The 21,293-nt window shown below is 60.3% G+C and carries 19 protein-coding genes; 2 read left to right on the plus strand and 17 right to left on the minus strand.

Features of this window, described 5'->3' with window-relative positions; all coding sequences use genetic code 11:
• The 9 genes from G7048_RS25570 to G7048_RS25610 all read right to left on the minus strand — a co-directional run bounded on the left by G7048_RS25570 (position 1) and on the right by G7048_RS25610 (position 10,259).
• Positions 1-858, minus strand: coding sequence for an HpcH/HpaI aldolase/citrate lyase family protein (locus G7048_RS25570; protein WP_166071299.1), 858 nt, complete (start codon positions 856-858; stop codon positions 1-3).
• 188 nt (positions 859-1,046) lie between these two features.
• The gene (locus G7048_RS25575) at positions 1,047-2,033 is read right to left on the minus strand and encodes a protocatechuate 3,4-dioxygenase (RefSeq protein ID WP_166071300.1); all 987 of its coding nucleotides are present in this window, start codon (positions 2,031-2,033) and stop codon (positions 1,047-1,049) included.
• A 119-nt stretch (positions 2,034-2,152) separates the two neighbouring features.
• Positions 2,153-3,478, minus strand: coding sequence for an MFS transporter (locus G7048_RS25580; protein ID WP_166071301.1), 1,326 nt, complete (start codon positions 3,476-3,478; stop codon positions 2,153-2,155).
• 88 nt (positions 3,479-3,566) lie between these two features.
• Positions 3,567-4,412, minus strand: a complete 846-nt coding sequence (locus G7048_RS25585; protein WP_166071302.1) for an amidohydrolase — start codon at positions 4,410-4,412, stop codon at positions 3,567-3,569.
• The gene (locus tag G7048_RS25590) at positions 4,409-5,461 is read right to left on the minus strand and encodes an amidohydrolase family protein (RefSeq protein ID WP_166071303.1); all 1,053 of its coding nucleotides are present in this window, start codon (positions 5,459-5,461) and stop codon (positions 4,409-4,411) included. The genes G7048_RS25585 and G7048_RS25590 overlap by 4 nt, the downstream gene beginning before the upstream one ends.
• 28 nt (positions 5,462-5,489) lie before the next feature.
• Entirely contained in the window at positions 5,490-6,461 is a 972-nt protein-coding gene (locus tag G7048_RS25595; protein WP_166071304.1) for an ABC transporter substrate-binding protein, read from the minus strand.
• A 228-nt stretch (positions 6,462-6,689) separates the two neighbouring features.
• Positions 6,690-7,910, minus strand: coding sequence for an MFS transporter (locus G7048_RS25600; protein WP_166071305.1), 1,221 nt, complete (start codon positions 7,908-7,910; stop codon positions 6,690-6,692).
• A gap of 16 nt (positions 7,911-7,926) precedes the next feature.
• On the minus strand, positions 7,927-9,009 hold the full coding sequence (locus G7048_RS25605; protein ID WP_166071306.1) for a porin: 1,083 nt from the start codon (positions 9,007-9,009) through the stop codon (positions 7,927-7,929).
• A 275-nt stretch (positions 9,010-9,284) separates the two neighbouring features.
• Positions 9,285-10,259, minus strand: coding sequence for a tripartite tricarboxylate transporter substrate binding protein (locus G7048_RS25610; protein WP_166071307.1), 975 nt, complete (start codon positions 10,257-10,259; stop codon positions 9,285-9,287).
• 143 nt (positions 10,260-10,402) lie between these two features.
• On the opposite strand from G7048_RS25610, the gene G7048_RS25615 reads away from it, so the two are divergent.
• Together G7048_RS25615 and G7048_RS25620 are read left to right on the plus strand one after the other, a co-directional pair.
• Positions 10,403-11,335: a LysR substrate-binding domain-containing protein gene (locus G7048_RS25615; protein ID WP_166071308.1), complete on the plus strand. Its 933-nt coding sequence runs from the start codon at positions 10,403-10,405 to the stop codon at positions 11,333-11,335.
• 164 nt (positions 11,336-11,499) lie between these two features.
• Entirely contained in the window at positions 11,500-12,654 is a 1,155-nt protein-coding gene (locus G7048_RS25620) for a porin (protein WP_166071309.1), read from the plus strand.
• Here the strand turns inward: G7048_RS25620 and G7048_RS25625 are convergent.
• From G7048_RS25625 to G7048_RS25660, 8 genes are all read right to left on the minus strand, one after another.
• Positions 12,627-13,289 carry a flavin reductase family protein gene (locus G7048_RS25625; protein ID WP_166071310.1) on the minus strand — a complete coding sequence of 221 codons (663 nt, stop codon included), beginning with the start codon at positions 13,287-13,289 and terminating at the stop codon, positions 12,627-12,629. The genes G7048_RS25620 and G7048_RS25625 overlap by 28 nt on opposite strands.
• 73 nt (positions 13,290-13,362) lie before the next feature.
• Positions 13,363-14,325 (minus strand): tripartite tricarboxylate transporter substrate binding protein, encoded by a 963-nt coding sequence (locus tag G7048_RS25630; protein ID WP_166071311.1) that lies wholly within the window; start codon positions 14,323-14,325, stop codon positions 13,363-13,365.
• Positions 14,326-14,397: 72 nt separating this feature from the next.
• Complete coding sequence (locus G7048_RS25635) at positions 14,398-15,588, minus strand: iron-containing alcohol dehydrogenase (RefSeq protein WP_166071312.1); 1,191 nt, start codon at positions 15,586-15,588, stop codon at positions 14,398-14,400.
• Positions 15,585-16,655, minus strand: coding sequence for a CaiB/BaiF CoA-transferase family protein (locus G7048_RS25640; protein WP_240933414.1), 1,071 nt, complete (start codon positions 16,653-16,655; stop codon positions 15,585-15,587). Before G7048_RS25640 ends, G7048_RS25635 begins: the two co-directional genes overlap by 4 nt.
• Positions 16,656-16,664: 9 nt before the next feature.
• Entirely contained in the window at positions 16,665-17,450 is a 786-nt protein-coding gene (locus G7048_RS25645; protein ID WP_166071314.1) for a citryl-CoA lyase, read from the minus strand.
• A 6-nt stretch (positions 17,451-17,456) separates the two neighbouring features.
• Positions 17,457-19,598, minus strand: coding sequence for an acetate--CoA ligase family protein (locus G7048_RS25650; RefSeq protein WP_166071315.1), 2,142 nt, complete (start codon positions 19,596-19,598; stop codon positions 17,457-17,459).
• Between the two features lie 2 nt (positions 19,599-19,600).
• On the minus strand, positions 19,601-20,113 hold the full coding sequence (locus tag G7048_RS25655; RefSeq protein ID WP_166071316.1) for a MaoC/PaaZ C-terminal domain-containing protein: 513 nt from the start codon (positions 20,111-20,113) through the stop codon (positions 19,601-19,603).
• 8 nt (positions 20,114-20,121) lie between these two features.
• Positions 20,122-21,267: an acyl-CoA dehydrogenase family protein gene (locus G7048_RS25660; RefSeq protein WP_166071825.1), complete on the minus strand. Its 1,146-nt coding sequence runs from the start codon at positions 21,265-21,267 to the stop codon at positions 20,122-20,124.
• Positions 21,268-21,293: the final 26 nt, after the last annotated feature.

Raw genomic sequence — 21,293 nt, forward strand, 5'->3', positions numbered from 1 at the left:
TCAATACCCCGCGAGTTCGCGCGCCATGCCGACCACGCCGTAAGTGCGCTGTGGTGCGGACATCAGGAAGCGGTAGCCTTCGGAGATCAGGCGGCGATGGTTCTTGGCCGTGACGTGGGGATTGCCGACCACCACGTTGTGCTTGTGGCAGGTCTCGACAATCTTGCGCATCGCATCCAGCACTTCGGGGTGCTCGTACTGGCGCGGAAAGCCCAGCTCCTGGCTCAGGTCGCCCTCGCCGATCAGGATCAGGCCGATGCCGGGCACGTTGGAGAGGATGTCGTCCAGGTTCTCGATGGCCTGAACGCTTTCGCACATCAGACCCACCAGGATCTCGCCCTGTGGCGCGAGCGGCCACACATCCGCCTTCTCGTAGTACTCGGCCATCGACAGACCCCAGTAGCGCGCGGCATTGGCCGGGCCATCGCCACGAGCACCCTTGGGTTCGTACAACGGCGCATTCTTGGGACGTGCATAACGGCACGAAGCCACCGCGTTGTATGCCTGCTCGACGGTCGCCACATGCGGCCAGATCACGCCATAAGCGCCGCGATCGAGCACCTGCTTGGCGAAGGTCTGGTTCATTTCCACGCCGTTGGCGGGAATGCGCGCAATCGGCGTCACCTTGGGAGCGAGCGAGCCCGAGGTCGCGATCTCCTTGCGGTTGAGCATGTACTGCAGCGCATCGCCAAAGGCAGTCACGTCATACGGGTTGTGCTCCATCTCGAAGATCAGCCCGTCGTAGGGCGCATCGCTCATTTCGATGGCGGTCTGTTTGTCGAGCTTGGAGAACGCGGCGAATGCGGTCTTGCCGTTTTCGAAAGCGCGGATGACGTTGTTGAGGCGGGTATCGGACATATTGGGGACTCCTGCGAGGGTTCTTGCAATTCAGTTATTTCTTGGCTCGACGTTTGAAAATCGCGCGATCTCACCCGTCGAATGGCCGCGGAGCAGGCCATGCCAGCGGACGCCGTGGAACCGGCTTTGCCGGGCCACTGGCGTCGTCCCCCTTGAGGGGGAAGGCGCGAAGCGACTCATGGGGTGTTTCATCTTTCTGCGTTCCAGTACATGAAGCCCATGCCTTCGCCAGTTCCGGCGGCGGTGCGCCAGCACGGGACGTAATCGACCACGGTCATCTGCGCCTTGGTCTCTTCAAGGGCCTTCATGACGCTCACATACAGCTTGATTTCGGAGGTACCGGACTGGTAGGAGCGGTCGTCCACCGCAGCAAGGCCTTCGTAGTCGTAGTCGGCCAGCATCTTCATGATCCGGTGGTCGAACTCTTCGTCGTTCACGAAATGCGAGAGGCCGCCGGAGGCGATGATTCCGACACGCACGTCGTCGGGCCACTGCTCGATGGCGTCGCGCAGCACACTGCCGAACTCGATGCAGCGCGACATCGACGGCTGCGTCGGCGGGTAGAAGCAATTCATGATCACCGGCACATGTGGCGGCGGGTTGTCGCCCATGATCTGGTGGTAGACGAAGCTGTAGGCATGCGGCACCACGGGGTAGTCAGGCAGCGGCTTCATCCACACGTTGTCGGGCCAGGCGAACAGATCGGTCAGATCGAAGCCTGCGCGCTGGAAGCGTTGGATCAGGTAGGTCGCCAGTTGCGGATGGCACTGGTGCGTGACATGGTGGTCGGGGGCATAGACGGCGCGCTGCGGCGGACCGTTGTGCACTTCCTGGCCGGTATAGATGGCGATGGAGGGCGAGTGATCGGTGAAGATCTCCTTCTGGTCCTTGCCCAGAATGATCGCCACATCCACATTCGCACGGCGATACGCGGCTGCCATTTCATCAAGCGCGGCGCGGCATCGCTTGGCGCGTGCGGTGCGCTCTTCCATCGTCAAAAACTTCTCGAAAGCCGCGCCACGATGGGCTTCAAGCTCGGGATAGGTCCAGGTGCGGTTGCGGAACCAGAGCTCGGGATTGTTGCGATCACGCTCGCCGTTGATCAGCCAGTCCTCGGGTGCCTGACCAAGCATGCCACTGTGCGGGACTGCCATGCCGAATACGATTTTTGCCATGTTCTGTTGGAAATTGGTTTTTTTGGACAAAGGGTTCCCCGCGACAGCCCTCGGTCTGTCGTTTTGCGGAGAGATCAACTGATGTGTAAGGAGGAGGCGCTCAAGCGCCGTTCATGGAATCAATGGGCTGCGGTTTTGGCAATGCCAGAGCCCTCCGTGATGACAGGTGGTGAAGGGGCCGCTTCATCCGACACCTTGGGAGCCCACTTGGGCTGCAGCAACACGACGGTGCTGGTCGCGCCGATCAACAGGAACACGAAGATCACCATCATCGGCAGGTCGTAGTTGCCGCTCACGTGCAGCAACCAACCGGAGAGACTTGCAGACACGCCACCGGCCAGGCTGGTGGCCAATTGCTGCACGCCGGTCGTCAGGCCAATCGCCTGCTTGGGGATCAGCGTGAGCTTGCACAGCGCCAGATTGTTGGCTGTGGCCAGGCCCAGAATCGACAGCGACAGCACGTTCCAGAACAGCGCCGCCTGCAATGAATCGGTCAGCGCACCCAGCAGCACCGTGCAGCCACCGATGAAGCCCGCCACCACAAAGGCCTTGCGCACCGTGACGGCGTTGTGTCCACGGGCAATGATGCGGTCCGCCGCCCAGCCACCGAACGTGGCCATCAGCGCGATGCCGGCGAAGCTGAAGAAGGTAAACAGACCGGACTTCTGCAGCGACAGGCCGCGCTGCTCCACCAGATAGGCGGGCATCCACGTCATGCAGTAGAAGGTGAAGTAGCCGTAGCAGAAGTTGTTGATCATGCCGCCCCACACCACCGGGCTTGACAGAATGTTCTTCAACGTGACCGACGATGCCTTGCGCTTGGCGGTGGCCAGTTCTTCCCTGGAAGGGAAATCGTTTTTCACCATGAAAAGCCATGGCATCAACCAGACCATGCCGACCAGCCCGGTCGCGAGGAACATGAATTTCCACGAGTAGTTGACGATGAGCCAAGCCGCAATCGGCGCGCCAATCGCCGGGCCGAACTTGCCGCCCATGGCGAACAGACCCACAGCAAAGCCCTTGTGGTTCTCGCCGAAGTTGTTGCCGATCCAGCGGTAGCTCGCAGGAATCACGACAGCTTCAGTCGCGCCGATCAACAGACGCATCAGCAGCAGCGCACCCAGTGCCGTCACCAGCCCGGTCGCGGCGGTCGCCACGCACCAGATGGCAAAGCACACGGTGTAGGGCCACTTCACGCCATAGCGGTCCACCACCCAACCCATGGGCAGTTGCATCAAGCCATAGGTCCAGAAAAATGCCGAGTTGAGCCAGCCGCGGTCCACGCTCGTCAAGCCGAAGTCGCTGACGAAATGCTTGTCCGCCAACGCCGACGACAGGCTGGTGCGATCCACGAACGAGATCAGCAACCCCATCGACAACAGCGCCAGAATGATCCAGGGGTATGCCGCCCCCGGCTTCTTCGCCACCACAGTGCTTGTCTCCATCATTGTTCTCTTTTGAAGTGGCGGCAGCCGGTCGTTTTGCGACTGACCACCGCCACTGTTTTCACACGCTCAACTCAAACCATTCAGATCACGCAAGCGTCGGGTACAGCTTCTGCGCCGTCTTGCCGAACACCCATTCGCGATCCAATTCACTCAGGCTGGCCAGCCCCGTCTGTGCGGTCGCCAGAATTTCCTTGAGTGTGCCCGGAGAAGTGGGGAAGTTCGATCCCCAGGCCAGACGCTGCGCACCGAATGCTTCCACCACGCGCGGGAAGAAAGTCTCGGCGCTGGCCTTGTCCTTCTGCACATCGCCAAAGATGCGCGGTGTGAGCTTCATGTACAGATTGGGCAAGTCCGCCATGTCGAACAGGCTTTGCGCGTTCTTGTACGGAGGGCCGTCCAGCACGTCGGGGCGCCCCAGGTGATCCAGAATGATGTTCACCTTGGGAAACTTTTCGGCCAGCATTCGCACCTGCGGCAGGCCGATGGGGCCGGTCTGGATGCACATGGGCAGGCCCAGTTCGCCGATCACTTCCCAAGCTTTGAACGACTTGGGATTGTCCAGCTCGCTCGGATCGAAATCCTTGGTCGATCCGCCCGTGAAAATGCGCAGGCCCGCAAGGCGCTTGTCCGCCCAGTCACGAATGACGGCTTCGACGTTGTCGTCCAGCATGTCGACCGAGCCGACCGCGACGAGGCGATCCGCATATTGGTTGCAGCCGTCGACCACATACGAGTTGTCGAAGCCGTAAGTCGTGGACGAATGCACGACCGCAGCCTTGGCCACGCCCGCCGCGTCCATCGCCGCGATCAGCGATTCGACCGTGCTCGGGCGCTCCTGCGACCAGTCCGATCGCTTGCCGAACAACGGTGCGGGTGGGTAGCGCTTCTCATCGTCCGAGATGATGTGCGGGTGAATGTCGATGTAGTTCATGCGGCCTCCAGAGCGGCTTCGAAGCGTTTTCCGCGTGCATTGAGCTGCGCATCCAGACGTGGGTAGACGCGGCGTGCATTGCCTTCGAAGATGGCCGCGCGGTCTGCATCGGACAGCGCCGTGCAGGCATCGAGATAACGCTTGGTGTCGTCGAAATAGTGGCCGGTGTTCGGGTCCGTGCCGCGCACCGCGCCGATCATTTCGGAGCCGAACAGCACGTTGCTGGTGGGCACTACCTTGGTCAGCAATTCCACGCCGGGGTGGTGGTACACGCAGGTGTCGAAGAAGATGTTGTCGAGCAGCCCTTCGAGCGGACGGTTCGCCATCTCCAGCGACATGCCGCGATAACGGCCCCAGTGGTAGGGCACAGCACCGCCGCCGTGAGGGATCACCAGGCGCAGCGTCGGAAAGTCCTTGAACAGATCGCCCTGCAGCAGTTGCATGAACACGGAGGTGTCGGCATTCAGATAATGCGCGCCGGTGCCGTGAAAGCAGGGATTGCACGACGCAGCCACGTGGATCATTGCAGGCACGTCCAATTCGCACAGTGCTTCATAGATCGGATACCACTCGCGGTCCGTCATCGGCTTGCCGGTCCAGTAGCCCCCGGTTGGATCGGGGTTCAGGTTGCAGCCCACAAAGCCCATTTCTTCCACGCAGCGGCGCAGCTCGGGAACAGAGTTCTTGGGCGCAGCACCGGGCGATTGCGGCAGTTGGCACACCGGCGCGAAGTTGTCCGGGTACAGATCGCAGACGCGGCGCACCAGGTCGTTGGAGACTTCGGCCCATTCCAGCGATGTGCGCTCGTTGCCGAGGTGGTGGCTCATCAGACCGGCGATCGGCGAAAACAGCGTCAGATCGCTGCCGCGCTCGCGTTGCAGCTTGAGCTGGCCGTTGCCGATGGCTTCGCGGATTTCGTCATCCGACACATGGGCCGCAGCACGCGATGGAGCACCGGCAGGATTGTCGGCAAATTCCACCTGCTTGGCACGCCAGGCACGGAACGATGCGGGAACGGTCGTGAAGTGACCGTGGCAATCGATGATCATTTTTCTCTTCCCTTTATCCGATGTTCGATCAGGCCTGCGGATCAACGAACAGCTCGTTGATGGCCATGCGGCGCGGCGTGAGACCTTGCTTGAATGCGGTGGCTTCCAGCGCTTCGATGGTCTTCAAGTTTTCCTTCAGACCGTAGGGCAGCGGATCGTTGCCGACGATCTTCTGCAGCGCGCGGTACTTCTTGTCGCCATCGGTATTGGCTTCGCCGGAGTTCAGGCGTTCCAGCCATTCCTTCTTGGCCTGGTCGAACGCGTTGTAAAGCGACTTGGCAATCCATGGGTTCTCGGCCAGAACCGAATCCTTGACCACGATGGTGCCGTGCATCGGGTAAACACCCGTGCGAGCGAAGTACTCGGTTTCCAGTTCTGCGGCATTGGGCAGCAGATCGGGGTAATCGGCTTCCACTTCCTTCCAGCCGCCCGTGGGATTGCCGGTGCGGCCAATGCCTGCGGCGGCCGCGAAACCACCAGCCAGCTCGCCGCTTGCCATCATGTCGGCAAGCGAGGTGCCTTCCGGTGCATGGATCACGTTTTCCGGCAGCTTGAGCTGCGTGACATGTTCTTCGTCGTCGACCACCCAGGTCACCTTGGACGAATCCAGACCGAATTCGTCGATCAGCACCTGACGTGTCCACACGCCGGTAGTGACCGAGTAAGCGCGAACGCCGACCTTCTTGCCCTCCAGATCCTTGGGCGTCTTGATGCCCGCATCAGGACGAATCAACAGACCACCATGGTGAAAGCGGCGAACCACGAAAACCGGCAGCGCAACAAACGGAGCGCCATAAGCACGCGCAATGATGTAGGTGGTAGGAGCCAGCTCGCACACATCGAATTCGACATCGCGCACCATGCGGCGGAAAGCGCCGATCTGCGGCTTGACGGTGATGAACTCGGGCTCGACGCCTTCGATGGGAATGGAACCGTTACGGATTGCCGAGGTATGCGGATGCTCCGCGATGGCAATTTTGAGAGGCACTTTCTTGGACAACTTTGTACTCCTTGGGATCTTTGTCTTTGGCGGCGATCTGCGGTGTCATACACCTGAAAAGCTTCGTCGCTATGGGTTGGAAGAATATTGAAAGCGTGGCCTTCTGCCACTACACAAAAAAGACATTCACTGGTACTTTTGGTGTGCTCCGTACTTGCTAGGACAAATCGAAATCACATTCGGGATAACGCTTAGATATGACTCACAAAGCCTTTGCTGGCGCGGCTCTCATGCATTGCACTTTTGTTCAGGCACCAATTTTTCGCGCTGTGCAAGCGGCTCGAACAGGCGCATCCACAGCACGCTTATTCCCATCGTTCCGATACCGCCCAGAACCACCGCAGCCACCGGCCCCATGAACGCCGCGGCAGCACCGGACTCGAACTCGCCCAGCTGGTTGCTCGCACCGATGAACAAGGTATTGATGGCAGCCACGCGCCCTCGCATGTGATCGGGAGTTTCTAGCTGCACCAGCGTCTGCCGAACGACGACACTCACCATGTCGGCACCACCCGACACCGCCAGCGCGAGCGCCGACAGCCAGAACGAACGCGAAAGTCCAAACACCACCATGCAGATGCCGAAGACGCCCACGGACATCAGCAGCTTGCGCCCCACCCCGCTTTGCAGCGGATGGCGAGCCAGGTAGAGCCCCACACACATGGCACCCACGGCAGGCGTCGAACGCAAAAGGCCAAGGCCCTGAGGACCGATATGCAGGATGTCGCGCGCAAAGATCGGCAGCAGCGCCGTTGCACCGCCGAGCAGCACGGCAAACAGATCGAGCGAGACGGCTCCCAGCAATTGCGGATGCGTCCACACAAAGCGCGCACCAGCCAGAAGACTCTGCGCATTCACGGGCTCACGTGGCGGCGGCACATGCTCGTAGACGATGAGCATGCTGAGCGCAGCGGCAATGCAGAACAGCACCGCGCAGCTCACATACACGGCATTGGCATTCACCGCGAAGATCAGGCCGCCCACGGCAGGCCCGGCGATCACCGCCGCCTGCGTGGCCGATGAAGTGAATGCCGTCGCGCGTGCCAACAAGAGTGCAGGAACGAGCGACGGCGCAAGCGCCTGTTGCGCCGACATCTGAAATGGCCGCAAGGCACCGAGCACCAACGACAGCGCAAGCAACATGGGCCGCGTGGCCTCGCCCTGCGCTGTGGCCAGCGTGAGCGCCACGGCCACCCCCGCCTGAACCGCAAGACACAGCGCCACCAACCGCGCACGGTGCACGCGATCGACCACCTGCCCCGCCAGCAAGGTCATGAACAAGGCCGGCGCGAATTGGAAAAGGCCCACCAGACCCAGATCCCACGCGCTGCCGGTCAAGTCATACATATGCCAGCCAATGGCCAGCATCAGCATCTGGGTGGCCATGGTCGATGCGGTACGTGCCCACCAGAAGCGGACAAACGATTTGTGGCTCAGCAGTTCAAGCATGTGCTGCGGCTTTCGGTCAGAACTCGTGATTCACGCCGAACTCGAAGCCCTGCGATTTGGCTCCGGCCTTGCCCGCAGGTGATCCGGGAACCACAAATCGCGCATTGCCCTTGTCCCGCATGGTCGCGGCAGTGGCGTAGGCCACCGTGCGCTTGGACAGGTGATAGACATAGCCCAGCGCCAATTGGTCGGCGCTGTCGCCATCGATCGATGTGGTGCCCGCCGTGCCACCCATCTTGGCGCGGTTGAACGAGAACTTCACCTCATGCGCGCCGAACGGAACAATGGCGGCAATCAGGTAGTTGTTCTGCTTGGCGTCCTTGTACTCGAAGCGGCGCAGACCGGCGGAGAGTTTGACCACGCCCGCATCCCAGGAGGCGGCAACCGCGCGATCCTTGAAGTCGGAGATCGTCTTGTCGTCATGCGTGGTGTAGCTCGCCGCCGAGACGAACACGGGACCGAGATTGATGCCCAATCGCCCGCCGATGGAATCATGCTGGTCGTTCGCCGAGACCTTGCTCTCGCCGAATGCCTTGGTGAAACTGCCCTCCACGCCCCAACTGTTGCGCGGCAGAATGTATTGCACGCCATTGCTGGAGCGCTGAATGCTGTTGGAGTTGCTGCCGAAAGCCGCCGTCACCGGCGTGTTGCCCGCCGCACTCAACGAGAACAACTGCACCGATCCAATGCCGACATAGTTGAACGGATCGAAGCGCGACCAGTTCTGGTGCGTTGGTGTGAAATCGCGCCCCATGCGCAGCTCGCCCCATTGCGCATGCGACAGGCTCAAGGTGGAACGGCGCTGAAAGCCTTCCGGCGATGCGAGGCCCGTATCGGTGCTCAGAAACGACTCCAGCCAGAACGAAGCGCTCAGACCGTTGCCCAGATCTTCCTTGCCGCGAAAGCCGTAGCGGCTGCTGGTGTACGAGCCGCTCGCCATCGACAGCACATGCCCTACACCGTCGGTGTTGGTGCGACGGACGGCGGCATCCATGACGCCGAACACGTTGAGCGAAGACTGTGCCGATGCCGCGCCACTCAAAGCCGTCAGCGCAGAAAGAATGGCGATGGAGTGGATTCTTGTTGTTCGTCTGTTCATTGTTTTGGGACCGAACGCCTTCAACCGGCGCGGGTCTGTCTCCTTTGAAATGGGTCGATGAAATGCAGCGAATGGCAAGCGCCACGCGCAGGTAGGAACTGTGCCGACAAGCCCCTTGGTACGTCTATTGAGTTATGTTTCCGCGTGCTTGAGCAAACGGTTAACTCCCATGCTTTGGGACCATCAGGCGGTGTTGCACAGAAAAGCATCCAGAAAAGAAAAATCACCGGCCAGCGTGAAGCTGCAACCGGTGATGGGAGGAAAGCGACGAGCGCTTACTGCAGTGGAATATGGGCGTTCTTGATCACGCCGCGCCACTTGTCGATATCGGCCTGCATGCGACGGGTCATCAGCTCCGGCGAGCTCTTGTCGGGCCGCATGCCCATCTTGAGCAACTCTTTTTGCACATCAGGCGAATTCACGGCCTTGTCGATTTCGCTGGCCAAGCGGTTCACCACATCGGTGGGCGTTCCCGCAGGAACGCTCACACCATTCCATGAGCCCGATTCGTAGTCCTTGACTCCGGATTCGTTCAAAGTGGGGATATCCGGCAGACCCGGATAACGCTGCATTGACGATACTGCCAACGGTTTCACGCTGCCGCCCGAAATCTGGCCCAGCAGCGGTGGCAGCATCTCCATGGCGACCTGAATGTCCTTGCTGCGCAGACCCGAGATCACTTCCGCGGTCGTGCGATAAGGCACCACCGAAGCCTCGATCCCTGTCATCGACTTGAACATCTCGGCTGACAGGTTCTGCGTGCTACCCACGCGCACGGTACCGATGTTCAGCTTGCCGGGATTGACCTTGGCATATGCAATAACTTCGCTCACCGATTTGAATCCTGACTCGGTACCAGTGATCAACGCCAGATCGAAAGTCGAGAGCGAAGAGACATGCCGAAAGTCCTTCATCAGGTCATACGGCAGCTTCTTGAACAGCGCCGTCGTCAATGCCGTTCCACTGCCCGCCATCACCATGGTGTAGCCATCCGGCTTGGCGCGCTGCACGGTCTGCACGGCAACCACTGGGCTTGGACGGTTCTCGATCACGAAAGGTTGGCCCATGCTTTCCGACATCTTTCGGGTGACCAGCCGTGCCACGATATCGCCTGCGCCACCGGGAGCAAAAGCAACGTAGAGCGTCAGAGGTTTGGAAGGAAAGGCGGTTTCGGCCTGCACGGCTGCGCAGCTTGCGGCGCATGCGAACGCCAAGGTATAGCGAAGAATGTTTCTTCTGGACTCGCTCATGCTGTGTCTCACTACTCGTCATTGTTATCGGACGGGCAATGGTGCATGCGCTTGAACGAGGTGTCGATTGAGTAATTCGACCGGGGGGTTGAGGGTTCAGTTAAGCTCGCGGCAGAGACAAGGCCAACCGCACGACACACCCCATGACCGCATCCCAACTCGACTGGTATCTGCAGATCAACCTCAAGGCTCGCCAACTGAGATTGCTGGTTGCACTGGATGATTTCGGCAATCTCAAACAGGTGGCGGACATTTCGCATGTCACGGTGCCTGCCGTCTCCAAGGCGTTGTCCGAGTTGGAAAAAGGCCTTGGTCTACAGCTTTTCACCCGCACCCAACACGGTCTGCAGCCCACAGCCTACGGCGAATGCCTGATCCGCCACGCGCGCAACATGCTGGTGAACATCCACCACGCGCGCGAGGAACTGCGAGCCATCAGCTCGGGCACGGAAGGCAAGATCCACGTGGGCGTGTTCCCCGCCTGGACTTCGGTATTGTTGCCGTCCGCGCTCTCCCTGCTCAAGGAGCGCTCGCCGGGCACCAATGTGCTGGTCACCGAAGGCACGATCCAGACGCTGATGCCCGACCTCTCGCAAGGCAAGATCGACTTGCTCATCGGCCGCCTGCCTCCCCGACATGCAACGCACGATGTGGAAGAGCTGGAGCTGCTCGAAGAACCTTTGGTGCTGATGACCGGACCCAGGCATCCGTTGGCGTTGAAGAAAAAGGTGAAATGGTCCGACCTGCGGGACTACCCTTGGGTGCTTCCTCCAGCCGGGTCACAACTGCGGGATCCGCTCGAACGGATTTTGGAGCAGCATGGAATTTCGCTTTCCAACAACTACATCGAAACGCTTTCCACGCACTTGATCCGCTCTTATCTGCACATGACGGATGCAGTGGCCATGATGGCCGCTGCAGTCGCCAAAGATCCTGTTCAACCCCTCAGCGTTCTGCCACTCACCATGCCCCGCCTTATGCGTCCTGCAGGCGTGATGTGGAACCGCAGCCGCAATCTGACGCCCGGCGCGCAGTTGCTGGTGTCTTGCCTGAAGGAAGTGGCCGATCAGCTTTGATCCGGCACTTCTCATTGCAAACCCTGAACACCACAAAAGTCCAAGCGAACCTTGCAATTGTGCGTAGGCCCATGACGACCGCGTGAATATTCTTGCTTCCTTCAAACGCTGCATTGCCGCTGATCGCGCGCTGTGCGAGCTCAGAAGAACCGAAGGAGACATTCATGCGCGACACCGTATCGCAAGCCAAGGGCCATCTGGCACTGAGCATTTTGACTGCAGCACTGCTGGGCTGCTCAAGCGCCCATGCACAACAACAAAGCTCCGTCACGATCTACGGCATTCTTGACCAATACGTGAACTACCTGAGCAGTAGCTCCGGCACATCCGTGAAGGCGCTGGAAGATGGTGGATACAAAAAAAGTCGATTCGGCCTGCGCGGTTTCGAGGATCTGGGCGGCGGATACCGTGTTCGCTTCACATTGGAAAGCGGGCTCAGCGCAGACACCGGAGTGGCCGGAGACACCAGCGGGCGCTTCTTTGATCGCCAAAGCTGGGTAGGAATCGTCACCCCTTATGGTGAAATTCGAGCAGGTCGCCAGAATTCCACATTTCTGGTGCGAGGCGACAACATGGACTATACGGGCCGCGCGCTGGGCTCCATCATCAACACCTTTCCGGTCTCCACACGCTACGACAACGACCTGAGCTATCTGTCGCCACGCATCGGCGGCGTCATGCTGGAAGCACATGCCGCCCTTCCTGAAGCTGCCGATGGCTCCAATCGTCAGGTCACGTATCAGGCCTTCATCGATTACTCCGATGATCGTTTCAAGATCGGATACGGCGCATTGCGTCAGGCCCCGCCCAAGAACGCCACGGTTGATGTGGCCGTGGTCTATCAAAGTGCTTACGCGAGCTGGAAATTTGGAGATGGCACGGTCTACCTCGCCGGAGTTCGCAGCAATAACAGCACCTCGGCCGTTCCCAGCGGCTTTCTGCTGAACCCCACTGGCGGCGCACCCAGCGGAGGCGGTCTGATCAGCGGCACCAGCGCCGACGCGCGCCGCTATTTCAACGTCTACCAAATCTCGGCAGACTACATGCTCACGCCGCAATTGCGAATAGGCGGAGCATGGGGGCGTATCGACGATACCTCCAACAGCGGGCGCGACGCCGTCGGAGGCTCGGTGGGCGCGTTCTACAACATCTCCAAGCGCACCATGTTCTACACCGTGGTGGACACTTTGAAGAACGGCCCCAATGGAGGCTTTCGCATGTCGGGGTCAGGTACGCCCAAGACCAACATCACGAGCGCTTCAGATATTCAAGGCCAGCGCCTGCGCGGAGTTCATCTGGGGGTGATGCATACGTTCTGAAGCTTGTCGTCCAGCGCTTCCCACTCCTGCACAGACAGCTGAGGCATGACAAAGCGATCTCCCGTCTTGGTGTACCAACCGGGACTCTCCATGCGACCGATCGCATCAAAGCGCGAGCCGTCGATATAACAGCGCTCTGCGTCTTTGACATGCTCGTCATCGATGTGCATGGCCAAAACGCTCGCCATCACGATGGCTGATGATGGCTGCACATCGATGATCTGCATAAGCCGACACTCCAGTGCCACGGGACTTTGCTTGATACGGCGTCCTGCAATCCGTGTACAGGGCACCGTTTCGACTCCTGCCTTCTCGAGTTCATCCACGCCTGCCGGAAACGGTACGGCCGTTGTATTCATGGCTTGGGCAAGCGATGCCGTGACCATGTTGATCACGAATTCATTCGTGGCCCGAATGTTCGCCAAGCTGTCCTTGTCGCGCCCTTTGGGACGGCCCATTCCGATGCACACGACAGGCGGGTGTCCGCCGAAGAAGTTGAACAACGAATAGGGCGCGGCGTTGGCGACGCCATTGGCATCCTGGCTGACCACCCAGGCAATCGGTCGCGGCACGATGGAGGAGGACAACAGCTTGTAGCTGCGGCCCAGATCCAGTTGGTCCATATCGAACATCATGATGAATCTGCCTCCAACAGTTAAAAGCACGGGCATGAAATCCCTGATTTCATCGGCCCGCGCACAAGAGTCATCAGTTGGAGCTGATCGTCACGCGTTTGAGGACTTCGGACCAACGCTTCTGATCGTCATCGATCAACTTGTCCAGTCCCTTGCTGTCCGCCTGCAGCGGAATGGCACCCATGTCGGAAATTTTTTGCTGCACTTCAGGGTCCTGCATCACCGCACCCATCTCCTTGCTCAAACGCTCCACGACCTGTTTGGGCGTTTTGACGGGCGCGAAGATACCCATCCAGCTGGATGATTCCGCGCCTTTGATTCCTGCTTCAGCGGCAGTGGGGACATCAGGCAGCGATTTGATGCGCTCACCGTACACGACGGCCAGCGCACGCAGGCGTCCCGACTTGATGAAGTTGGCGGTGGTTGCAGGGTAGTCAAACGCCACCGGAATCGAACCGCCCAGCAGATCCTGCACGGTCGGCGCACTGCCGCGATAGGGGATGTGGGTCATCTTGATTCCGGCGACGTCCTGGAACAGCTCACCCGTGAGATTGGCAGCGGAGCCATTGCCAGCCGTTCCGTAACTCAGCTTGCCGGGATTGGCCTTCGCATAGGCGACCAGATCGGCCAGGGTCTTGTAGGGCGCATCGGCACGAACCACGATGACCGTGGCCGCATCGATGAATCCGTACACCGATGCGAAATCGCTCGCGGGAGGGATCTTCACGTCCTTCTGGATCATCGCATTGGTGACTTGCGTTCCGCGCGTTCCCATGAACAGCGTGTACCCGTCGGGCTTGGCGCGCGATGCGTATTCGGCACCGACCGCACCTCCTGCGCCCGGACGGTTGTCGATCACAATGGGTTGACCCAGACGTTCGGACAGCTTCTTGGCGACAAGGCGTCCAGAAGTGTCGGTGATGCCTGCGGCTGTATAGGGGATCACCAGTGTGATCGGCTTATCCGGATAGGTCTGCGCGGTGGCGAACTGAGCCATGCCCAGCAGGAACAAAGCAGAGTAAACAAGCTTCTTCATTCAAATGTCTCCTTTTTTGATAGTCAAGTCTTCACGGGTGGGAAGTCGGATGCCAAGCGCGCTCGCGTGGTGTCACCAAGCGGCTTGAAGAATCTCCAGTGCGTCGGATGCACTTCGTACAGGGCGTGGGTTGTGCCGCATGCCAGGGTCATGCAGGCTTTTCTGCGCGATATCGGGTAGCTCGTCTTTTGCGACACCCATCTCACGCAGTTGTGTCGGCAGCCCCAGCTTTTTCACCAGTTGCTCTACCCAGGTGCCGAGATCCGCATGTGATTCGCCGATAGCCGACATCACGTGCGACTGCTGAGCGTGGTTGGAACTGGCGTTCCAGCGAAGCACGGGAGCCAGCAGCGCGCATGAGGTCAGGCCATGTGCAATGCCCGCATGCGCGCCCAGTACATGGCCGAGTGCATGACTCGCGCCAGTCTTCACCCCAGCAGCACCGCCCGCGATCGAGAGCCAAGATGCCAGTTGGCATTGCTGGCGCGCGTGAAGGTCGTCCGGATTGCTGCGCACCACGGGCAGCGCTTGTGAAAGCATGCGCAGAGCGTGGATGCTCAAGGCATCCGACATCGGGTGACTGGTGAGCGACACGAGTCTTTCCACCGCATGGTCGATGGCTTTCACACCGCTCGCGAGAAAAGTTGCCAACGGAAATTCCAACGTCAGCGCGGGGTCGAGAATCACGCAGCGTGGTGTCATCGCCGCATGCGCGATGATGTTCTTGATCTTGCGATCGGGATCGCTCACGCCTGCGAACCAAGTGAACTCGGCGGCCGACAGGGTCTGCGGAATGGCGGTGATGCGCAACCATGGGTCATCGCCCGCGGCATGTCGGCTCGGATCGACATGACTCAGGTTCTGAGGAGCGAGCAATGGCGCGATATCCGTTGGATTGCGTGATTGCACCAGCAGCGCGATCGCCTTGGCTGCATCCATGACCGAGCCTCCACCGAATGCGACCAGATGGTCTGCATTGAGTCGATTCGCCATGAGAGCACCCTCGCGAACGCATTGCACTGGCACATGCGGCAGCGCACCACAGAAGTCGCCCACATGGCGATCTCCAAGCGCAATGCGCAGTCGATGCAACGTCTCCGATTCCTGCGCTCGCGGTGAGGCAATGACCAGCACCCGCTTGGCGTCCACCATCAGCACCTCGTCCAGAACGGCTTGCTCGAATGCCTGACCGTGCACCACTCGTTCGAGCAGCGTGTGCCGATACGCGCCTGCAGGCAGGGGCGGAATGATGGGCGTGTTCATGGCGCTGCCGTATTGCTGCCGCTCACGTCGGACATGCCGGCAAGCTGCACGGGAAAGCGCAGAAATCCACTCCCGTCATGCGCCTGCAATTGGCGACCGGCTGCGGCGCTTTCCCGCAGCAAGCCGGACGGCCGCACCAGCAGCATGACAGGCACATCTGCGGCCACCAGCGCGGCATGGAGTTCCGCACTGCCCATCGTCTGAACACGCTCTGCAATCGCCTTCCGAATTGCGCTGGCATGGTGGGCTCGGTGCTCATAATCCATGAACGCCGGGGCCGCGAATTCCGATAGCTTCAACACGTCGACCAGGCGTTGCCAGAAATGGTTTTCCAGCGCGCAAATCGTGATTTCCTGGTTGTCCTGGCAGCGGAAAACGCCGTAGGCAGGTTTGTCGAGCACATCCTTGCGCTGCTGTGCCACGGTGTCGAGACCTTGCGCTGCAAAGCTTCCCAGACGCGGATTCATCCAGTGCGCAAGGCAGTCCGCAAGGGCCACGTCCAGATACTGGCCCTTGCCTGTCTGGGCGCGTTGGAACAGTGCTGCCAGCACGGCGCTCAGACCGTACATGGAGCCGCACAGGTCCGCCACAGGCAGCCCAAAGACATGCTCTGGTCTGCCATCGGGCAGACCGGACAGCACGAGCGCGCCGCTGGCCGCCTGATAGTTGAGGTCGTGGCCGGGCCACAAGGCTCGCACTCCTGTCTGACCGTAGCCACTGAGTGAAGCGTAGATCAGTTTGGGATACCTGGCGCTGAGCGAGGCGTAGTCCAAACCGAGTCGCTTCATCACGCCGGGACGATAGGCTTCGAGCACGACGTCCGCGGTTTGGAGCAATTGCTCAACCTGCTCGCGCCCTTGAGCCGACTTGAGATCGATCTGGATGCTTTCCTTGCCACGGTTGGCCGCGTGGAACACACCGGGAGCCATCAGACGTGCGTTGTCGCCATGCGGAGGACGTTCGACCTTGATCACCGTTGCGCCCATTTCCACGAGGTTCTGCGACAGGAACGGTCCCGGCAGAAGCTCCGTGAAATCCAGAATACGGATGCCTTGAAGTGGTGCCATGTCGTTCAATCAATAACCGCTGGTTGCCTTGACGTTGCGAGGATCCTGGTCGAGCACCAGATCCCACAGCTCTTGTCCCGTTGGCGATTCGACTTCTTCGCGGATGTGGGCGACCAACCCTGCGGCGCGACCGACCAGCATCAGTCCTCTGCCGAAGATGCCATCCAGACCCATGTCAGCGATGATCGCGCCCAGTGCGCCCGCACCGTTCAAAGGCAGACGCTTGCCGCGCTCCTGCTCCAACACCACGGGGATGGCAAGTGCCAGGCGCCAGTGCTTGCCGAAATAGCCGTGCTGTTCGGAGATGTCACGCAGCACCGGAACGCGCGGATCGCCGTGCACATGGATGTTGTGACCAAGGCCCGAGATCGGCGTGCGGCTCGCGCGGTACTCACGCACCAGTTGGCGTGCGCACTCCATCACGGCCTCGTCGCTCGCGTTGTCGTCCAGTTCAGCAGCGCCCTTCTTGTACATCTCGGCCACGTTCTGGACGGTTCCCAAAAAGCGGCTGCCAGCACCCAACAGACCTGCCGCAACCGCGCCTTGCACCGACTCGGGCGCACCCAGAAAGGTCAGCCGTGCCGACAGTGCGCTGGGCGTGAGGCCGTGATCGGCGGCTGCGACCAGAATCAGATTGGCCATGGCCTTCTCGCGCGGCTCGGGCATGCGCGAGAAGTTGAGCCAGTAGATCATGTCGATGAAGTCGAAATTCCCGAAAATCTCCGTGGACAGATTCTTGCCGCGCACCGTGATGACGTCGGGCGTCGTGTAGCCGATTTCTGTTTTGACTGCCATGTTTCTTTACTCCGATGTGTTCTTGACTGACTCTTCGATGATCACAACCGCATCCAGCGGGATCGCGCCTTGACCTTGGGTTCCGACCCAGACCGGGTTGAGGTCGATTTCCTGCACATGAGGGTTGGCGATGACGAATTCCGACACCTTGAGAAGCAGCGCCTGCAAGGCCCTGAGATCACATTTCGGCTTGCCGCGTGCGCCGTCGAGCAGCGGAAAGCACTGCACCTCGCGCACCATCGCCTCGCATGTCGATGGCGTGAGCGGCAGCATGCGGCGGCTGATGTCCTTGAACACTTCCACATAGATGCCGCCCAGACCAAAACTCATGATCGGGCCGAACACTTCATCGCGCTGCACACCCACGAACACTTCCATGCCGCCAGCACCAGCCATGCGCTCGATCAGCAAACCATCGATGCTGGCGTGCGGAGCCTTTTCCTTCACCGAGTTCAGAATGCCTTCGCATGCCGCGCGCACTGCCTGCGCATCGGCCAGCCCCACGACCACGCCACCCACTTCGGATTTGTGAGCGATCTGCGGACTCACGATCTTGGCGACCACGGGATAGCCCATCTTGTCTGCAAGACGCACGGCCTCATCGACATTGGCGGCCACCGCACGGTCCATGAACGAGATGCCCGCATCCGACAGCAACTGCTTGCCTTCGGCTTCCGTCAAAGTGCGCGTTGGAGCTGCTGCGCCAGTGCGTGGCTCGCTGACAGGCTGCGGAACGAATGCAGGATCGCGCTGCTTCATCCAGCGCCCCCACTCGATCCAATGCCCAATGGCCTTTACCGCATTGTTCAGAGAACGGGATGGGACCAGACCCGCTTTCACCAGCGCGTGATAACCGTCGCCCAGACGATCGCTCATCCACACGGGGAGAATCGGCACATCGGTATTGGCCTGCACGCGCACCGCGCTTTCGGCGTTGTCGCGCATGACCTTGCCGTAGTCAAGCGGGAAGGTGTAGAGCACCAAACCCACATCCGGATCCTGGACGATGGCTTCCAACGTGTCATCCACGAGGCGTGAGTTGGTGAAGATTTCCGTTCCCACATCCACCGGATTGCCGATGGCGGCATAGTCCGGCAGCACCGCTTGCAAGCGCTGAGTCGTGCGTGGCTCGAATTCGGAGAGCTTCAACCCCGCGCTGCCGACCTTGTCTGCCGCAAGCGTGACCGCACCACCCGAGGGGCCGTAGATCACCAGATTTTCCTTGCCCGTCGGGAGCTGACGAGCCAGCAACCATGCGGTATCGACCAGCTCGTCCATGTCGTCCACTTCGATGACACCGAGCTGCTTGAGCACCACACTGTTGATTTGCGCTGACCCTGTGATGGAGGCCGTGTGCGACTGCGCCGCGCGAATGCCGTACTCCGACTTGCCGACCTTGAGTGCCACGACCGGCTTGCCCTTGGCGGCCGCATGCTGCACGGCCGCGACGAACTTCTCGCCACTCTTGAAGCCCTCGATCACCGTGATGATGACCTTCACATCGGGTGCATCGGCCATGTAGTGGATGAAGTCGCTCACCTCCAGATCCGCCTGATTGCCGGAAGACGCCCAAGCCGCCACGCCAATGCCGCGTTCCATGGACTGCATGACGGTGCGACCCAAGCCACCGCCCTGCGTTGCCAGACCAATGGGGCCGGGAGTCAAATCGAGACGGAAGGCGGGCGAGAACGACATGCCGATCTTGGCATTGATGTTGTTGAGGCCAGGGCAGTTCGGACCATAGATGCGCATGCCACTGCGTTCGGCGATGGCGCGCATCTGCGCTTCGACTTGCTTGCCCGCTTCGCCCGTCTCACCGAACCCGGAAGTCAGCACGATGGCGAACTTGGCACCCTTCGCCGCGCAATCTTCCAATGCTGCGATGGCCGATTTGGCCGGCACGGTGATGATGGCCACATCGGGCGCTTCGGGCAGATCGCGTACCGACGCATAGCAGGGAAGCCCCCTGATTTCCGTCTTGGTGGGGTTGATCAGATAGAGCGGTCCCTTCAGGTTGGAGACATCCAGCAGGTTCTCCAACGTACGTCCGCCCACGCTGTCGCTGCGACTTGACGCGCCCACCAGCGCAATCGAGCGCGGATTGAACAGAAGATGCAGATCCGAAAAAAGACTGGGTTTATCCGTCATGTTCATACCGCCTCCCTGCGCTTGAACAGCATGCTCACCATGCATTCGACAACGACCTCGCCACGCTGATTCACAGCGCTGCGCCGAAACTTCACCACCCCGCGATCGGGCTTGGACGAAGGACGCGCCTCCACCACTTCGATGTCCACCGTGATCGTGTCGTCTGCAAAGGTCGGCTTGAGAAATCGGCACTCCGTGCCCAACAGCGCCAACATGGAAGGCTCCAGCAGTTGGTTGATGATGGTGCGGGTGTTGAGCCCTGCCATGTACGACACCACCAGCAGACCGTGTGCGATCCGTTGACCGAACGGACCGCTTCGGGCCGCTTCGTCATCGACGTGAGCGCGGTTCATGTCACCCGTCAATGCGGCGAACGAGACGATGTCCGCTTCGGTAATGGTGCGCGAGGACGTCCGGTACTTGAAGCCCATGGGCAGGTCTTCCCAGAAGTAGTGGCCGGGGGCGATGTCATCCAGCGCCCGCCGGGCTGAATCGATGTTCTGTTCTTGTGACATGCAATACCTCAGACGATGGCCGACATGCCGAGCAGACTGCGCCCGATGATGAGCGTCTGGATCTCCGTCGTGCCTTCGGGAATCGTGCCCCCGCGCGTATCACGGAAGATGCGCTCGATGGGGTAGCCCACCGCGTATCCCTGTCCCCCGTGGACCTGTAGTGCCATGTTCGCCACTTCGTGTGCAGCCTCGGTGGCATACAGCTTGGCGATGGCGCATTCCATCGTGGCCCGGCCTTGCTGCATGGCGCACGACGCCTGGTAGGCCAGTGCACGTGCGGCATTCACGCGCATGGTCATGTCAACAATGTGCTTTTGCACGAGCTGGAAACTGCCGATCGGCTTGCCGAACTGCACGCGATTCTTCGCGAAGTCGGTCGCCAGATCGAGTGCCGATTGCGCCGCGCCCACCGCACCGTGTGCGATGTGCAGGCGTCCCGCATCGAGACCCGCCAGCGTCACGCGCATGGCCTCTCCTTCTTCGCCCAGCAAGTTCTCACGCGGCACCTTCACATCGTAAAAGCCCAGCTCGGCTGTGCCGGTGCAGCGCAGCACCATGGTTTCCACAGAGCGGCGCTCGAACGGCGACTCCTTGGCATCCACAATGAACAGCGAGAGCTTGCCATCGCAATCCGGGCTGTAGGTGCGTGCAACGACGATGCCGATGTCACCCCACAGGCCGTTGCTGATCCACAGCTTGCGACCACTGATGACATAGTGATCGCCCTTGAGCTCAGCACGCGTCTGTACGGCAGCAGGGTTCGAGCCCACATTCGGCTCGGTGATGGCCGTGAAGATGGAGCTCTTGCCTTCGATGAGCGGCTGGAGGTACTTTTCCTTCTGCTCGGGCGTGCCCTTGTTGGCCAGCATCAGCATCGGCACGTTGGTGCAGTTGAGCATGGTGCGCAACGACAGCCAGTGATAGCCCAGTTCGCCAAACATCATCGACCAGGTCACATAGTCGATGCCCAAACCCCCGTCCGACTCGGGCAGCACACCGCCCATGAAGCCGAACTCGGCAAGCTTGGGGAACAGTTCAAATGGGAACCGACGGTTGGCTTCGCACTCGTCGATCAGCGGAGTGACTTCGCGCTGCATGAATCGGCGCAGTTGGCCCTGCAGTTCGAGCTGCTCGGAGGTGAGATCAAAGTTCATCATGATTCAGTTGTCCTTGAATAAGG

The sequence above is a fragment of the Diaphorobacter sp. HDW4B genome (genome assembly GCF_011305535.1).
GTDB lineage: Bacteria > Pseudomonadota > Gammaproteobacteria > Burkholderiales > Burkholderiaceae_C > Diaphorobacter_A.

Excerpts from the sequence above, each read along its gene's own strand:
- G7048_RS25630 (WP_166071311.1), bottom strand. The coding sequence starts at position 14,325 with ATGAAGAAGCTTGTTTACTCTGCTTTGTTCCTGCTGGGCATGGCTCAG.
- G7048_RS25570 (WP_166071299.1), bottom strand. The coding sequence starts at position 858 with ATGTCCGATACCCGCCTCAACAACGTCATCCGCGCTTTCGAAAACGGC.
- G7048_RS25590 (WP_166071303.1), bottom strand. The coding sequence starts at position 5,461 with ATGATCATCGATTGCCACGGTCACTTCACGACCGTTCCCGCATCGTTC.
- G7048_RS25650 (WP_166071315.1), bottom strand. The coding sequence starts at position 19,598 with ATGACGGATAAACCCAGTCTTTTTTCGGATCTGCATCTTCTGTTCAAT.
- G7048_RS25635 (WP_166071312.1), bottom strand. The coding sequence starts at position 15,588 with ATGAACACGCCCATCATTCCGCCCCTGCCTGCAGGCGCGTATCGGCAC.
- G7048_RS25585 (WP_166071302.1), bottom strand. The coding sequence starts at position 4,412 with ATGAACTACATCGACATTCACCCGCACATCATCTCGGACGATGAGAAG.
- G7048_RS25605 (WP_166071306.1), bottom strand. The coding sequence starts at position 9,009 with ATGAACAGACGAACAACAAGAATCCACTCCATCGCCATTCTTTCTGCG.
- G7048_RS25575 (WP_166071300.1), bottom strand. The coding sequence starts at position 2,033 with ATGGCAAAAATCGTATTCGGCATGGCAGTCCCGCACAGTGGCATGCTT.
- G7048_RS25655 (WP_166071316.1), bottom strand. The coding sequence starts at position 20,113 with ATGTCACAAGAACAGAACATCGATTCAGCCCGGCGGGCGCTGGATGAC.
- G7048_RS25600 (WP_166071305.1), bottom strand. The coding sequence starts at position 7,910 with ATGCTTGAACTGCTGAGCCACAAATCGTTTGTCCGCTTCTGGTGGGCA.
- G7048_RS25620 (WP_166071309.1), top strand. The coding sequence starts at position 11,500 with ATGCGCGACACCGTATCGCAAGCCAAGGGCCATCTGGCACTGAGCATT.
- G7048_RS25660 (WP_166071825.1), bottom strand. The coding sequence starts at position 21,267 with ATGAACTTTGATCTCACCTCCGAGCAGCTCGAACTGCAGGGCCAACTG.
- G7048_RS25580 (WP_166071301.1), bottom strand. The coding sequence starts at position 3,478 with ATGGAGACAAGCACTGTGGTGGCGAAGAAGCCGGGGGCGGCATACCCC.
- G7048_RS25610 (WP_166071307.1), bottom strand. The coding sequence starts at position 10,259 with ATGAGCGAGTCCAGAAGAAACATTCTTCGCTATACCTTGGCGTTCGCA.
- G7048_RS25615 (WP_166071308.1), top strand. The coding sequence starts at position 10,403 with ATGACCGCATCCCAACTCGACTGGTATCTGCAGATCAACCTCAAGGCT.
- G7048_RS25640 (WP_240933414.1), bottom strand. The coding sequence starts at position 16,655 with ATGGCACCACTTCAAGGCATCCGTATTCTGGATTTCACGGAGCTTCTG.
- G7048_RS25625 (WP_166071310.1), bottom strand. The coding sequence starts at position 13,289 with ATGATGTTCGATATGGACCAACTGGATCTGGGCCGCAGCTACAAGCTG.
- G7048_RS25645 (WP_166071314.1), bottom strand. The coding sequence starts at position 17,450 with ATGGCAGTCAAAACAGAAATCGGCTACACGACGCCCGACGTCATCACG.